This window comes from Streptomyces sp. NPDC005775 (assembly GCF_042871565.1).
Classification (GTDB): domain Bacteria; phylum Actinomycetota; class Actinomycetes; order Streptomycetales; family Streptomycetaceae; genus Streptomyces.
Genome location: NZ_JBIAIU010000003.1, coordinates 160,304 through 174,319, shown reverse-complemented (window position 1 = coordinate 174,319; position 14,016 = coordinate 160,304). Strand labels below are relative to the sequence as shown.

Here is a 14,016-nt window from a genome sequence, read left to right as displayed (position 1 = left end):
GTTGAGACCCCGTCGGGCGACAACTCGCCCCAGATGGCACAATCGGTGCATGGAACGCGACAGCCAACTCAAGCTTTACGGCCAAGTCGCCGACCAATTGAAGGAAGCGCACTCGCGAGTGCGTGCACTGCAAGTCCCGGAGGGCGTACGGATGGCGCTGAACCGGAAGCTGTTGGTCGTCACGGCCGCGGCAAAGCACGATCTCCCGGGCGCGGCAAGGCGTCTGGACCGTTTGATGAAGGACCTCGATGAGGGCCGATTCCCCGAAGGTGACTGACTCTGCGGAACTGCGCAGCGGTCGACTTCGTTGCGGCACTAGGGTGATTAGCCCGTTTCGTGTTTGATTTGCGGTATATATCTGCCTAACGTGCGAAAAAGCCTGAACAGTTTCGTTCGGGCAATGTCTCCGAAGGGGAAGACGTGAACAAGGCGCAGCTCGTAGAAGCGATTGCCGACAAGGTCGGCGGCCGTCAGCAGGCCGCGGACGCCGTCGATGCGGTGCTCGACGCGATCGTTCGTGCGGTTGTCGCAGGTGACCGGGTTTCGGTCACCGGCTTCGGCTCGTTCGAGAAGGTCGACCGCCCCGCCCGTTACGCCCGCAACCCGCAGACGGGTGAGCGCGTACGGGTCAAGAAGACCTCGGTGCCCCGCTTCCGTGCGGGACAGGGCTTCAAGGACCTGGTGAGCGGCTCGAAGAAGCTCCCCAAGAACGACGTGGCCGTGAAGAAGGCCCCCAAGGGCAGCCTCTCGGGCGGTTCTTCCACCCGTACGACGGCCAAGGCCGCCGCGAAGAAGGCGACCGCCAAGAAGGCCACCGCCAAGAAGGCGGCCACCGCCAAGAAGGCCGTGGCTCCCGCGAAGAAGACCACGGCCACCGCCAAGAAGGCGGCCACCGCGAAGAAGACGTCCGCGGCGGCGAAGAAGACCACGCCGGCCGCGAAGAAGGCGACCCCGGCGGCGGCGAAGAAGACGACGACCGCCAAGAAGGCCGTCGCAGGCAAGACCGCGCCCGCCAAGAAGACCACGGCGAAGAAGGCGCCCGCGAAGAAGACCACCGCGCGCACGACCACGGCCAAGAAGGCCACCGCACGCAAGAAGTGAGGACCGGAACCTCAGGGCTCCTCACACACGCGCCGGGCCGGGCTCCCCTCGGGGAGCCCGGCCCGCGGGCTGTCCGGACCGGTTCAGAAGGTCTGCAGCGTCACCAGGGTGATCCGCAGCCCGGCACCCTCGCCCCGCCCCTCGATCCGCACCCGTTGCCCGGGGCGCAGCAGCCGCAGGCCGCCGGCGTCGAAGGCCGGGGCGTCGAAGTCCACCGGGGTGCCGTCGTCGAGCAGCACGCTGCCGGTGCGGGTCTCGGGGTCGTACGTGTACGAGGTCGCCTGCATGGGCGGCAGCCTATCGGTCCGCCGAGCGAACCCCCGCGGCCCAGCGCCCCGCTGTGTACGGGCCGACGCCCAGCGCCAGCGCCGCCCGCAGATCGTCGCCCGTGTCCACGTCCTGGCGCACCGAATCGATTCCGGTCAGCGTGATCTCCACCGCCCCCGACGCGAGATGCCGGGCCCTGGACGGACCGCCGAAAGCGGGGCGCAATTCCACCCCCGGACCGGCGGAGAGAAATGTCGTTCCGATTCCCGCGGCATCGGTGACGAACGTCCGCGGAAAAGAGGCAGAAATTCCGAGCACGCGTGACAATTCCGTCGGCCGCAGCGCGGGCAGATCGGCGTTGAGCGCCGCGACCGCCGCCCGCGGCCGGGCCGACCGCACCGCCCGCTCACCGTGGGCGAGGGCCGCGTTGAGCCCGGCGGCCGGGGTGTCGGCCACGATCCGGGCCCCGAGCGCCGCCAGCGCCGCCCCGGCCGCCGGGTCGTCCGTGACGACCACCACATCGGCGACCCCCGGGCAGGACAGCGCGGCGGACACGGTGTCCCGGGCGAAGGCCAGGGCGAGCCGCGGCCGCAACAGGGCCCCGGAAGCGGGCGTCAGCCTGCTCTTGGCCCGTGCCAGGGGCTTCAGCGGGACGACCAGTGACCAGGGGCCGGTCGGGTCGGTGTTCGTGGCGGTCTCCCCCTCGATGCGCATGGCCGCCTATTCTCGCCTGCCGGTGCGACAACCCGGAGGGTCGGTCCCGAAGGTGAGGCGTACGGTGTTCTCGACAGAGCAGGGGCCTGGGGCGAGACTTGACCGTCGGTAGTCAGCCAGCAGTCAGCTCCGCAGTCAGGTCCTAAAGGAAGGTGTCCGAGTGTCCCGCCGCAGAATCGGCTTCTGGTACCGCTTGGCGGCGGTCATCGCGAAACCCCCGCTGGTGATTCTGTTCAAGCGCGACTGGCGGGGAATGGATCACATTCCGGCCGACGGCGGATTCATCACCGCGGTCAACCACAACTCGTACCTGGACCCGCTTTCGTACGGGCATTTCCAGTACAACACCGGACGGGTGCCGCGGCTCCTCGCCAAGGCGGGTCTCTTCAAGGCCCCCTTCGTCGGCATGATGCTGCGCGGCACCGGACAGATCCCCGTGTACCGCGAGACCACCAACGCGCTGGACGCCTTCCGGGCCGCCGTCGACGCCATCGAGCGCGGTGAGTGCGTCGCCTTCTATCCCGAGGGCACCCTCACCCGCGACCCCGACATGTGGCCGATGGCCGGCAAGACCGGTGCCGCCCGCGTGGCGTTGATGACCCGCGCTCCGGTCATCCCCGTGGCCCAGTGGGGCGCCAACCTGGCGGTGCCGCCCTACGCCACGGAGAAGAAGGTGCGCCTCTTCCCCCGCAAGACCCTTCAGGTCCAGGCCGGCCCGCCGGTCGACCTCACCCGGTTCTACGACCGGGAGCCGACGCCGGATGTGCTGCGCGAGGCGACCGAGGTCATCATGCTCGCGGTCACCGCGCAGCTGGAGGAAGTGCGCGGCGAGAAGGCGCCCGCCGAGCTCTACGACCACCGCAAGGCCCGGGCACAGCAACGGCGCAAGGCCGAAGGAGAGGGAACCAAGTGACGCACCCCGTAAAGGCAGCCGTCTTCGGAACCGGCTCATGGGGTACGGCCTTCGGCATGGTCCTCGCCGACGCGGGCTGCGAGGTCACCCTCTGGGGGCGCCGGGCCGAGGTCGCCGAGGCCGTCAACACCACCCGTACCAACCCCGACTACCTGCCGGGCATCGAACTCCCCGCCTCGGTCCGGGCCACGACGGACGCCGCCGAAGCGCTGCGCGGCGCCGACTTCGCCGTGCTCGCCGTGCCCTCCCAGACGCTGCGCGCCAACCTCGCCGACTGGGTGCCGCACCTGGAGCCGCAGACGGTCCTGGTCTCCCTGATGAAGGGCGTCGAACTCGGCACCGCTAAGCGGATGAGCGAGGTCATCGAGGACGTCACGAAGGTCTCCGCCGACCGCGTCGCCGTCGTCACGGGGCCCAACCTCGCCAAGGAGATCGCGGAACGCCGACCGGCGGCAGCGGTCGTCGCGTGCCAGGACGAAGCCGTCGCGCGCCGCCTCCAGGCCGCCTGCCACACCCCGTACTTCCGCCCGTACACCAGCACGGACGTGGTCGGCTGCGAACTCGGGGGCGCCGTCAAGAACGTCATCGGGCTGGCCGTGGGCATCGCCGACGGCATGGGACTGGGCGACAACGCCAAGGGCTCGCTCATCACCCGCGGTCTCGCCGAGACCATGCGGCTGGGCGAGGCGATGGGCGCCGACCCGCTGACCTTCTCGGGGCTCGCGGGCCTCGGCGACCTGGTGGCGACCTGCTCGTCGCCGCTCTCGCGCAACCACACCTTCGGCACCAACCTCGGCCGCGGCATGACGCTCAAGGAGACCATCGCCGTCACCAAGCAGACCGCCGAGGGCGTCAAGTCGTGCGAATCCGTGCTCGACCTGGCCCGTCGGCACGGCATCGAGATGCCCATCACCGAGACGGTCGTCGGCATCGTCCACGAGGGCAAGCCGCCGATGGTCGCGCTCAAGGAACTGATGTCGCGCAGCGCCAAGGCCGAACGGCACTGAGAAGCTGACCCGTTCGGCCCCGGACGGCCCCGGCCGCGCTGACGCGACTCGTACCAGCAGGTACGCTCATCGCGATATGAGCAGCGAGAACCTCCCCCAGAGCACGGAGCAGCAGCTCCGCAAGCCGCGTGTGGCCGTCGTGTTCGGCGGCCGCAGTTCCGAACACGGCATTTCGGTGGTCACGGCCGGTGCGGTCCTGAACGCGATCGACCGGACGAAGTACGACGTCCTGCCGATCGGCATCACGACGGACGGCCGCTGGGCGCTCACCGCCGACGAACCCGAACGCATGGGCATCACGGACCGGAAGATGCCCGACGTGGCACAACTGGCCGAATCCGACGAGGGCGGCGTCGTCCTCTCCGTCGATCCCGGCAGCCGCGAAGTGGTCTACAGCGAGCCCGGATCGGTCCCCAAGGCGCTCGGCGAGGTCGACGTCGTCTTCCCCGTCCTGCACGGCCCCTACGGTGAGGACGGCACGCTCCAGGGTCTCCTGGAGCTGTCCGGCGTGCCGTATGTCGGCGCCGGCGTCCTCGCCTCGGCGGTCGGCCAGGACAAGGAGTACATGAAGCGGGTCTTCACCTCCTTCGGGCTCCCCGTCGGGCCGTACGCGGTCGTGCGCCCCCGCGAGTGGGACAACGACCCCGAGGGCGCCCGCAAGCGCATCACGGACTTCGCCGGCGAACACGGCTGGCCACTCTTCGTCAAGCCCGCCCGGGCCGGCTCGTCCATCGGCATCACCAAGGTCGAGGACGCCTCCGGGCTCGACGAGGCGATCGAGGAGGCCCGCCGCCACGACCCGAAGTTCCTGGTGGAGTCGCTGCTGCGCGGCCGCGAGATCGAGTGCGGGGTGCTGGAGTTCGAGGACGGTCCGCGCGCCAGCGTGCCCGCCGAGATCCCGCCGGTCACCTCGCACGATTTCTACGACTTCGAGGCCAAGTACATCGACGCGGCGTCCGGGATCGTGCCCGCCCCGCTCACCGACGAGGAGACCGCCGAGGTCCAGCGGCTCGCGGTCGAGGCCTTCGAGGCCGCCTCCTGCGAGGGACTGGTGCGAGCAGACTTCTTCCTCACCGAGGACGGCGGCTTCGTCATCAACGAGATCAACACCCTGCCGGGGTTCACCCCGATCTCCATGTACCCGCGCATGTGGCAGGAGAGCGGTGTCAGCTACCCGCAGTTGGTCGACCGGCTCATCCAGGCGGCGCTGGACCGGCCGACCGGCCTGCGCTGAGACCCCCCGGAACGGCTCGGGGAGTGCGCTCCGCTCGGGGCGCACTCCCTACAGGCTGCTGGGAACCGTCTTCCTGACCGCCGGGGCGAAGGCCGCCAGCGGGGTCGCGTCGTGCGCGTACGCCGCCGAGAGCGTGACCTCGACGTACGCCTTGCGCAGGGTGGTCGTGAAGCGCGGGCCGTCGTCGTCCCGTTGCTCCAGCAGCCAGTTGACGCCGTTAGCCTCGGCGGCCTTCGCCTGGGAGTCGTCCATCTTCGCGGGGCGCGCGACACCGCAGCGCAGTACGATCGCCCCGTCCCCCCACCCGGCGGTCAGATCCGAACGGGGCGCGGGATCACTGCGCTCCAGACCGGCGACGGAACTCGGCAGCTCCTTGTGCAGTGCACGGCAGTAGGCTGCGGCTTCCGAGGACGGAGTGGGCACCGTGACCGATGCCGACGGATCCGTGGAAGTGCAGCCCACCGCGGCCAGGAGCACCAGGGCCGCGGACGGACCGAGGAGCACGGGGTGGGGAAGCCGGCGGCAGGAAGACGTCACCGGCCCAGCGTAGACGGGGGCTACAGGTGAACGACCGGACAGGTCAGGGTTCGGGTGATGCCGTCCACCTGCTGGACCTTGGCGACCACCATGCGACCGAGTTCATCGACCGTGTCGGACTGGGCCCGCACGATCACGTCGTAGGGACCGGTGACGTCCTCTGCCTGGATCACTCCCGAAATCTTGGCGATGGTCTCGGCGACTGTCGACGCCTTGCCCACCTCGGTCTGGATAAGGATGTACGCCTGTACCACGGAACCTCCAGGGCGGCCACGAGGATCATGTGGGGGAAAGGGACGCCACGTTATCGCGTTGCCCCGGGCCGCGGGGAGACCTGCGGGCCGGATGACGCCCACAGCGTGGCGCACAGCACACACAAGTTGACGTATCTCTTGACAGTACCGACAGCAGTGAACGCCCGCGACCGCAAGCTCGGCGGGGCGGACGGGGGACAGGCATGCCCGTGACCAGCAGGACGGACCGCCCCCGTCGGCGGACACGCTTCACGGCCGGATCGGGCGCCCGGCCGCTGGAGCAGGCCGGACGCCCGTCCGGCCCCATAGATGAGAGGTGAGACTCGGTGAAGGGAACCGTGGGCGAGTTGGGGGAGTTCGGGCTCATCAGAGAACTGACGTCCCGCCTCACCACCACTCCGGCGGTACGGCTGGGGCCCGGCGACGACGCCGCGGTCGTCACCGCCCCCGACCGCAGGGTCGTGGCCAGCACGGACATCCTGCTGGAGGGACGGCACTTCCGGCGTGACTGGTCGACCGCGTACGACGTCGGCCGCAAGGCAGCCGCGCAGAACCTCGCCGACATCGCCGCCATGGGCGCCGTGCCCACCGCACTGCTCCTCGGCCTCGTCGTGCCCGCCGAACTCCCGGTCACCTGGGCCGGGGAGCTGATGGACGGCATCCGCGACGAGTGCCAGGTCGCGGGGGCGGCCGTGGTCGGCGGCGATGTCGTGCGCGGCGACACCATCACCGTCGCGATCACCGCGCTCGGCGATCTGCGCAACCACGAACCCGTCACCAGGGCGGGGGCCCAGCCCGGAGACGTCGTCGCCGTCACCGGCTGGCTCGGCTGGTCCGCCGCCGGGTACGCCGTCCTCTCCCGCGGATTCCGCTCGCCCCGCGCCTTCGTGGAGGCCCACCGCCGCCCCGAACCGCCGTACCACGCGGGCCCCGCGGCGGCCGGGCTCGGCGCCACCGCGATGACGGACGTCAGCGACGGACTCGTCGCCGACCTCGGCCACATCGCCGAGGCCAGCAAGGTCCGCATCGACCTGCGCTCCGGGCTCATCGACATCCCGACCCAGATGTCCGACATCGGGCAGGCCGTCGGCGTGGACCCGCTCCAGTGGGTGCTCACCGGCGGCGAGGACCACGCGATCGTCGCGACGTTCCCGCCCGACGTGAAGCTGCCGGCCCGCTGGAAGGTGATCGGCGAGGTCCTCAACCCCTCGGCGCTGCCGCAGGTGACGGTCGACGGGGCGCCCTGGACGGCCAAGAGCGGATGGGACCACTTCGGCGACATCGAGGACGCCTAAGGGCTGTCCCGTAATCCCTGGATGCACCGCATCTGACGCCGCGCGCTGATCCACCCGGGATTACGGGACAGCCCTTAGCGCCTCTCGTTCGGATCATGCTGGGCTCGATCCGGACGAAGGACCCTGCGGTCCTGTCCGGAGCTCCCCGTCCGCGCCCCGACGCCCGGGAGCTCCGGACAGGACCCAGTAGATTGCCGCGTATGGCCATACCTTCCCCCGTACCGCCCCGCGTGCTCACCGTCGCCGGATCCGACTCCGGCGGCGGTGCCGGCATCCAGGCCGACCTGAAGACGATGCTGGCGCTCGGCGTCCACGGCATGAGCGTGCTGACCGCCGTCACCGCCCAGAACTCGCTGGGCGTGCAGGGCGCCTGGGACCTGCCCGCCGAGGCCGTACGCGCCCAGTACCGCAGCGTCGTGGACGACATCGGCGTGAGCGCGGTCAAGACCGGCATGCTGTCGTCGACGCTGCTCGTCGAGACCGTCGCCGAACTTCTCGCCGGGACGGACGCCCCCGTCGTCGTCGACCCGGTCGGCGTCTCCAAGCACGGAGACCCGCTCCTGGCCGCCGAGGCACTCGACTCGGTCCGTACGAAGCTGCTGCCCGTCGCGACCGTGGCGACCCCGAACCTCGACGAAGTGGCGCAGCTCACCGGCATCACCGTCACCGACGAGACAGGAATGCGGCCGGCCGCGGACGCGCTGCTCGGATTCGGGCCCCGCTGGGTCGTCGTCAAGGGCGGACACCTGCCGGGCGAACCCGTCGACCTGCTCACGGACGGCACCGAGGAACACTGGCTGCGCGCCCCCCGTCACGACAACCGCCACACCCACGGCACGGGCTGCACCCTCGCCTCCGCGATCGCCTGCGGACTGGCCCTCGGCCAGGACGTGCCCACGGCGGTACGGTCCGCGAAGAACTATGTCACCGGTGCGATCATGGCGGGCTTCCCGCTGGGGTCGGGGATCGGCCCGGTCGACCACGCGTGGCGGCTCCGGAACGCCCGCTGACCCGCTGCTCCCGCAGCGCCGCAGGAGCACAGCAAAAAGCCGGTCCACCGAGGTGGACCGGCTTTTTGGGCAACCGGTAAGGCTGCGCTACGACGGGAACGTCAGCGCGCGACCTTGCCGGCCTTGATGCACGAGGTGCAGACGTTGAGCCGCTTCGGCGTCCGCCCGACCACGGCACGCACGCGCTGGATGTTGGGATTCCAGCGACGGGACGTACGGCGGTGCGAGTGCGAAATGCTGTTGCCGAAGCTCGGCCCCTTGCCGCAAACGTCGCAGTTGGCAGCCACGGGTCACTCCAAAACTTCAGATGCACTTACAGTGAATTCCGGCACGCCGGATTCATTGACTGAAGTGGCGGTACCGGGGGAATGTTCCCGACTCTCGTCGGGCAACCGAAGCAGCATACAACGGCTGCGTCGGAGATACGAAACTACCATGGGTGCACAGCCGTCCGCCCCGCCCCTGGACCCGTCCCGGCCGCCCGCCGAGGCTAGTCTGCGGTGCAGCCCGCCGTCCCGGTACGCGCTTCGAGGAGGACCATCAGGTGCCGCAGACCGCCGACGACCTGGACGCCGTCGCGGTGCGTACCTGGTGCTCACTGGCGCTGGACGCACTGGGCCGGGAGCGCGAGGCCATCGACGCGATCAACGTGTATCCCGTCGCCGACGGCGACACCGGCACCAATCTCTACCTGACCGTGGAATCCGCGGCGGCCGCAGTCGAGGCCGTCTTCGCCGCCCACGAGACCGGCACCTCGGCCCCCTCCACCGCCGACGCGGTACGCGCGATGGCGCACGGGGCGCTGATCGGGGCACGGGGGAACTCCGGCACGATCCTGGCGCAGCTGCTGCGCGGCATGGCCGGAGTCCTGGCCGAGGGCACCGGTGCCCGCCGGCTGCGCCTCGCGCTGACCACGGCCGCCGCGTCGGCCCGGGAGGCGGTCGCCCACCCCGTCGAGGGCACCGTCCTCACCGTGGCCACCGAAGCCGCCGCGGCGGCGGGACGGACGGCGGACGGTGCCGGAGCGGGAGCGGTGGTGCGTGCGGCGTACGAAGGGGCGCGCACGGCACTGGACGCGACCCCCGGACAGCTCGCCGTCCTCGGCCGGGCCGGAGTCGTCGACGCCGGCGGACGGGGCCTGGTGGCGGTGCTCGGCGCACTGGTCGAGGCGGTCTCGGGCCGCGCGCCGGAACGGATGTACGAGACACCGGCCACGCCCGTTCCCTCTCTCACCGCGGTCGGGGACTGCCTCGCGGCGGACGATCCCGAGGGCGGCCCGGCCTTCGAGGTCATCTACCTGCTGGAGGCCGGTGACGAGGCCGTGGAGCGGCTGCGGGCCCGGCTCGACGGGCTGGGCGACTCCCTCGTGGTGGTCGGCGGCGACGGGCTGTGGAACGTCCACGTGCACGTCGACGACGCGGGAGCGGCGGTGGAGGCCGGGGTCGACGCCGGGCGGCCGTACCGCATCCGGATCACCCACTTCGCCGCGGACCGGGCGCACGCCCGCCCCGAACCCGCCCAGCGCGCCGTCGTCGTGGTCGTCCCCGGTGACGGCCTGGGCGGCCTGTGCGCGGAGGCCGGAGCGACGACGGTGCTCGCGCGGCCCGGGGAGCCCCCGGCCAGCGGCGAGCTCGTGGACGCCATCCGCCGCGCGCACGCCCGCGAGGTGGTGCTCCTGCCCAACGACGGGGACCTGCGCCACACCGCCGCCGCCGCCGCCGAACAGGCCCGGGCCGAGGGCGTCAGGGTCGCCCTCATCCCCACGAGGGCCGCGGTCCAGGGCATCGCGGCCCTGGCCGTCCACGAGCCGGACCGCAGCTTCGACGAGGACGTGGTCGCGATGACCGCGGCGGCCGGCGCCACCCGCTACGCCGAACTGGCCGTCGCCGAGAGGCAGTCCTGGACCATGGCGGGCATCTGCCAGACCGGCGACATCCTGGGCCTGATCGACGGCGATGTGGCCGTCATCGGCGAGGACGTCCCCGAAACGGCCCGCAAGGTGCTGGACCGGATGCTGGCGGCGGGCGGCGAACTCGTCACCCTGGTCCTCGGCGAGGGCGTCTCCGAGACGCTGGCCGACGCGTTGGAGGCACACGTCCGCGAGGGCTACCTGGCGGTGGACACGGTGGTCTACCGAGGCGGCCACCAGTGCGCTCCGCTGCTGATCGGCGTGGAGTAGCACCACCGTCACCGCCCGCGGATTTCGCGGCTCGGGCGCTGCCCGGCGGACAACTGTCAGTGGCGTGGTGTGCAATGGACCGCGTGTCTGCGTTCGACGAACCCCTCAAGAAGCTGCTCGGTGGCGCCACCGCGAAGGTGATGGCCGAGCACCTCGACCTGCACACGGTCGGTGATCTCCTGCATCACTACCCGCGGCGGTACGAGGAGCGCGGCCGGCTCACGGCGCTGACCGACCTCCCGCTCGACGAACACGTGACGGTCGTCGCCCAGGTCGACGACGCCCGCGTGATGACGTTCAACGGCGGCCGGGGCAAGCGCCTCGAAGTGACTCTCACCGACGGACACGGCCGCCTCCAGCTGGTCTTCTTCGGCCACGGCGTCCACAAGCCGCACAAGGAGCTGCTGCCGGGCCGACGCGCCATGTTCGCCGGCAAGGTCTCCGTCTTCAACCGCAAGATGCAGCTGGCCCACCCCACGTACCAGCTGCTGGACGCGGAGTCCGTCGACGAGGCCGGGGCGACCGAGGCCGTGGACGCGTTCGCCGGCAAGCTGCTCCCGATCTACCCGGCCTGCAAGCAGCTCGACTCCTGGCGGATCGCCAAGGCGGTCGACGCGGTGCTGCCCAGCGCCCAGGAGGCGGTCGACCCACTGCCGCCCGCGCTGCGCGAGGGCCGCGGCTTCGCCCCGCTGCCCGAGGCCCTCGTGAAGATCCACCGCCCGCAGACCAAGGCCGACGTCGCCGCGGCGAGGGACCGGCTGAAGTGGGACGAGGCCTTCGTCCTCCAGGTCGCCCTGGCCCGCCGCAGATACGCGGACACCCAGCTGCCCGCCGTCGCCCGCAGGCCGGTCCCCGGCGGACTCCTCGACGCCTTCGACGCCAAACTGCCCTTCACCCTCACCGACGGCCAGGTCAAGGTCTCCAAGGAGATCTTCGACGACCTGGCGACCGAACACCCGATGCACCGGTTGCTCCAGGGAGAGGTCGGATCAGGGAAGACGATGGTCGCGCTGCGCGCCATGCTGGGCACCGTCGACGCCGGTGGACAGTCCGTCATGCTCGCGCCCACCGAGGTCCTCGCCCAGCAGCACCACCGGTCCATCACCGAGATGATGGGGGAGCTGGCCGAGGGCGGCATGCTGGGCGGCGCGGACCAGGGCACCAAGGTCGTCCTGCTCACCGGTTCGATGGGCATGGCCGCCCGCCGTCAGGCCCTGCTCGACCTGGTGACCGGGGAGGCCGGGATCGTCATCGGGACGCACGCGCTGATCGAGGACAAGGTGCGGTTCCACGACCTGGGGCTGGTCGTCGTCGACGAGCAGCACCGCTTCGGGGTCGAACAGCGCGACGCCCTGCGCTCCAAGGGAAAGCAGCCTCCCCACCTCCTCGTCATGACCGCCACCCCCATTCCCCGTACGGTCGCCATGACCGTCTTCGGTGACCTGGAGACCTCCGTCCTGGACCAGCTTCCGGCCGGCCGCTCGCCGATCGCCAGCCATGTGGTCCCCGCCAAGGACAAGCCCCACTTCCTCAGCCGCGCCTGGGAACGGGTCCGTGAAGAGGTGGAGACCGGTCACCAGGCGTACGTGGTCTGCCCCCGCATCGGTGACGACGAGGACGACGCCGCCAAGAAGAAGGGGAAGAAGAAGGCCGCCGAGGAGAAGGAGAAGGAGGAGGGGGACAAGCGCCCTCCGCTCGCCGTCCTGGAGATCGCCGAGCAGCTCGCCAAGGGGCCCCTGACCGGTCTCCGCGTCGAGGTGCTGCACGGCAGGATGCACCCGGACGACAAGGACGACGTGATGCGCCGCTTCGCCGCGGGGCAGGTCGACGTCCTGGTCGCCACCACCGTCATCGAGGTCGGCGTCAACGTCCCGAACGCCACCGCGATGGTGATCATGGACGCCGACCGGTTCGGCGTCTCCCAGCTCCACCAGTTGCGCGGCCGGGTCGGGCGAGGATCCGCTCCCGGCCTCTGCCTGCTGGTCAGCGAGGCCCACGAGGCGAGCCCCGCCCGCGCCCGGCTCTCCGCCGTCGCCGCCACCCTCGACGGCTTCGAGCTGTCCCGGATCGACCTCGAACAGCGACGCGAGGGCGACGTCCTCGGACAGGCCCAGTCCGGGGTCCGCTCCTCGCTCCGGGTCCTCAGCGTGATCGACGACGAGGAGGTCATCGCCGCCGCCCGTCAGGAGGCCGTCACGATCGTGGCCGCCGACCCCGACCTGGAGCACCTGCCCGAGCTGCGCATCGCCCTGGACGCCCTGCTCGACAAGGACCGCGAGGAGTACCTCGACAAGGGGTGACGCGGGGTGGTGCGGGATCCGCGGGAGCCCCGCCCGCCCCGACGCCATATCGTGGGTGGCACGGCGCCCGCAGCACCCTGCGCGCCGCCCCGAGCCGAGGACCAGACACCCATGACCCGCGTGATCGCAGGCGTGGCCGGCGGACGCCGCCTGGCCGTCCCGCCCGGCACCGGCACCCGCCCCACCTCCGACCGCGCACGCGAAGGCCTGTTCTCCACCTGGCAGGCGCTCCTCGGCACCCTGGACGGCATCCGGATCGCCGACCTCTACGCGGGCTCGGGAGCCGTCGGCCTCGAAGCGCTCTCCCGCGGAGCGGTCCACGCCCTGCTCGTCGAGGCCGACGCGAAGGCCGTGCGCACCGTCCGGGACAACGTCCGCACCCTGGGCCTGCCCGGCGCCGAGGTCCGGGCCGGCAAAGCGGAACAGATTGTGACAGGACCGGCACCCGCGGACCCGTACGACGTGGTCTTCCTCGACCCTCCGTACGCCGTCACCGACGACGATCTTGGCGAGATCCTGCTCACACTCCGTGCTCAGGGGTGGCTCACAGGCGATGCGATCGTCACGGTGGAACGCAGCACCAGAGGCGGAGAATTCAGCTGGCCCACGGGATTCGAGCCATTGCGGGCCCGTCGCTACGGCGAGGGGACGCTTTGGTACGGTCGCGCCGCCGCTACGTGCGAAGACGCACGATGACCGGACCGGAGAGCGAGGGAATCAAGTTGCGCCGCGCCGTCTGCCCGGGGTCGTTCGACCCCATCACCAATGGACATCTCGACATCATCGGCCGTGCCTCGAAGCTGTACGACGTCGTCCATGTGGCGGTGATGATCAACCAGTCCAAGAAGGGCCTGTTCACCGTCGACGAGCGGATCGAGCTGATCCGCCAGGTCACGTCGGACTTCGGGAACGTCCAGGTCGAGGCCTTCCACGGGCTGCTGGTCGACTTCTGCAAGCAGCGCGACATCCCGGCGATCGTGAAGGGCCTGCGGGCCGTCAGCGACTTCGACTACGAACTCCAGATGGCCCAGATGAACAACGGGCTCTCGGGTGTCGAGACGCTCTTCGTGCCGACCAACCCGACCTACAGCTTCCTGTCGTCCTCCCTGGTCAAGGAGGTGGCGACCTGGGGCGGTGACGTCTCGCACCTGCTGCCGCCGCTGGTCCACGAGGCCCTGACCGAACGCCTCGCTCAGCAGTGAGGC

The 14,016-nt window shown here is 70.8% G+C and carries 16 protein-coding genes; 11 read left to right on the top strand and 5 right to left on the bottom strand.

The features are described from left to right. Nucleotides 1-49 precede the first annotated feature (49 nt). Both ACFYPA_RS08205 and ACFYPA_RS08200 read left to right on the top strand, forming a co-directional pair. Nucleotides 50-277, top strand: coding sequence for a hypothetical protein (locus ACFYPA_RS08205; RefSeq protein ID WP_359077526.1), 228 nt, complete (start codon nucleotides 50-52; stop codon nucleotides 275-277). 143 nt (nucleotides 278-420) lie between these two features. Continuing rightward, complete coding sequence (locus tag ACFYPA_RS08200) at nucleotides 421-1,101, top strand: HU family DNA-binding protein (protein WP_359317209.1); 681 nt, start codon at nucleotides 421-423, stop codon at nucleotides 1,099-1,101. A gap of 83 nt (nucleotides 1,102-1,184) precedes the next feature. Here ACFYPA_RS08200 and ACFYPA_RS08195 read toward each other — a convergent pair whose 3' ends face one another. Both ACFYPA_RS08195 and cofC read right to left on the bottom strand, forming a co-directional pair. Then, nucleotides 1,185-1,388 carry a hypothetical protein gene (locus ACFYPA_RS08195; RefSeq protein ID WP_207315838.1) on the bottom strand — a complete coding sequence of 68 codons (204 nt, stop codon included), beginning with the start codon at nucleotides 1,386-1,388 and terminating at the stop codon, nucleotides 1,185-1,187. 10 nt (nucleotides 1,389-1,398) lie between these two features. Then, nucleotides 1,399-2,082: a 2-phospho-L-lactate guanylyltransferase gene (gene cofC / locus ACFYPA_RS08190; protein WP_359317206.1), complete on the bottom strand. Its 684-nt coding sequence runs from the start codon at nucleotides 2,080-2,082 to the stop codon at nucleotides 1,399-1,401. 160 nt (nucleotides 2,083-2,242) lie between these two features. Here cofC and ACFYPA_RS08185 point away from each other — a divergent pair, with 160 nt between their 5' ends. From ACFYPA_RS08185 to ACFYPA_RS08175, 3 genes are all read left to right on the top strand, one after another. Continuing rightward, the gene (locus tag ACFYPA_RS08185; protein ID WP_359077532.1) at nucleotides 2,243-2,995 is read left to right on the top strand and encodes a lysophospholipid acyltransferase family protein; all 753 of its coding nucleotides are present in this window, start codon (nucleotides 2,243-2,245) and stop codon (nucleotides 2,993-2,995) included. Then, nucleotides 2,992-4,002, top strand: coding sequence for an NAD(P)H-dependent glycerol-3-phosphate dehydrogenase (locus tag ACFYPA_RS08180; RefSeq protein WP_389130548.1), 1,011 nt, complete (start codon nucleotides 2,992-2,994; stop codon nucleotides 4,000-4,002). Before ACFYPA_RS08185 ends, ACFYPA_RS08180 begins: the two co-directional genes overlap by 4 nt. A gap of 76 nt (nucleotides 4,003-4,078) precedes the next feature. Then, nucleotides 4,079-5,236, top strand: coding sequence for a D-alanine--D-alanine ligase family protein (locus ACFYPA_RS08175; RefSeq protein WP_359317202.1), 1,158 nt, complete (start codon nucleotides 4,079-4,081; stop codon nucleotides 5,234-5,236). Nucleotides 5,237-5,284: 48 nt separating this feature from the next. Here ACFYPA_RS08175 and ACFYPA_RS08170 read toward each other — a convergent pair whose 3' ends face one another. Both ACFYPA_RS08170 and ACFYPA_RS08165 read right to left on the bottom strand, forming a co-directional pair. Beyond that, nucleotides 5,285-5,773 (bottom strand): DUF3515 domain-containing protein, encoded by a 489-nt coding sequence (locus ACFYPA_RS08170; RefSeq protein ID WP_359077538.1) that lies wholly within the window; start codon nucleotides 5,771-5,773, stop codon nucleotides 5,285-5,287. 20 nt (nucleotides 5,774-5,793) lie between these two features. Then, nucleotides 5,794-6,027, bottom strand: coding sequence for an Lrp/AsnC ligand binding domain-containing protein (locus ACFYPA_RS08165; protein ID WP_359077540.1), 234 nt, complete (start codon nucleotides 6,025-6,027; stop codon nucleotides 5,794-5,796). Between the two features lie 326 nt (nucleotides 6,028-6,353). On the opposite strand from ACFYPA_RS08165, the gene ACFYPA_RS08160 reads away from it, so the two are divergent. Then, entirely contained in the window at nucleotides 6,354-7,322 is a 969-nt protein-coding gene (locus ACFYPA_RS08160; RefSeq protein ID WP_359077542.1) for a thiamine-phosphate kinase, read from the top strand. Between the two features lie 200 nt (nucleotides 7,323-7,522). Further along, complete coding sequence (gene thiD, locus ACFYPA_RS08155) at nucleotides 7,523-8,332, top strand: bifunctional hydroxymethylpyrimidine kinase/phosphomethylpyrimidine kinase (RefSeq protein ID WP_359077544.1); 810 nt, start codon at nucleotides 7,523-7,525, stop codon at nucleotides 8,330-8,332. A gap of 101 nt (nucleotides 8,333-8,433) precedes the next feature. Here thiD and rpmB read toward each other — a convergent pair whose 3' ends face one another. Beyond that, on the bottom strand, nucleotides 8,434-8,619 hold the full coding sequence (rpmB, locus tag ACFYPA_RS08150) for a 50S ribosomal protein L28 (RefSeq protein ID WP_003965989.1): 186 nt from the start codon (nucleotides 8,617-8,619) through the stop codon (nucleotides 8,434-8,436). Nucleotides 8,620-8,876: 257 nt separating this feature from the next. Between rpmB and ACFYPA_RS08145 the strand changes: the two genes are divergently transcribed. From ACFYPA_RS08145 to coaD, 4 genes are all read left to right on the top strand, one after another. Next, entirely contained in the window at nucleotides 8,877-10,511 is a 1,635-nt protein-coding gene (locus tag ACFYPA_RS08145; protein ID WP_359317200.1) for a DAK2 domain-containing protein, read from the top strand. A 74-nt stretch (nucleotides 10,512-10,585) separates the two neighbouring features. After that, nucleotides 10,586-12,811, top strand: coding sequence for an ATP-dependent DNA helicase RecG (gene recG, locus ACFYPA_RS08140; protein ID WP_359317198.1), 2,226 nt, complete (start codon nucleotides 10,586-10,588; stop codon nucleotides 12,809-12,811). Nucleotides 12,812-12,922: 111 nt separating this feature from the next. After that, nucleotides 12,923-13,507 (top strand): 16S rRNA (guanine(966)-N(2))-methyltransferase RsmD, encoded by a 585-nt coding sequence (gene rsmD, locus ACFYPA_RS08135; RefSeq protein WP_359317195.1) that lies wholly within the window; start codon nucleotides 12,923-12,925, stop codon nucleotides 13,505-13,507. Between the two features lie 26 nt (nucleotides 13,508-13,533). Further along, nucleotides 13,534-14,013 (top strand): pantetheine-phosphate adenylyltransferase, encoded by a 480-nt coding sequence (coaD, locus tag ACFYPA_RS08130; protein WP_328898434.1) that lies wholly within the window; start codon nucleotides 13,534-13,536, stop codon nucleotides 14,011-14,013. Nucleotides 14,014-14,016: the final 3 nt, after the last annotated feature.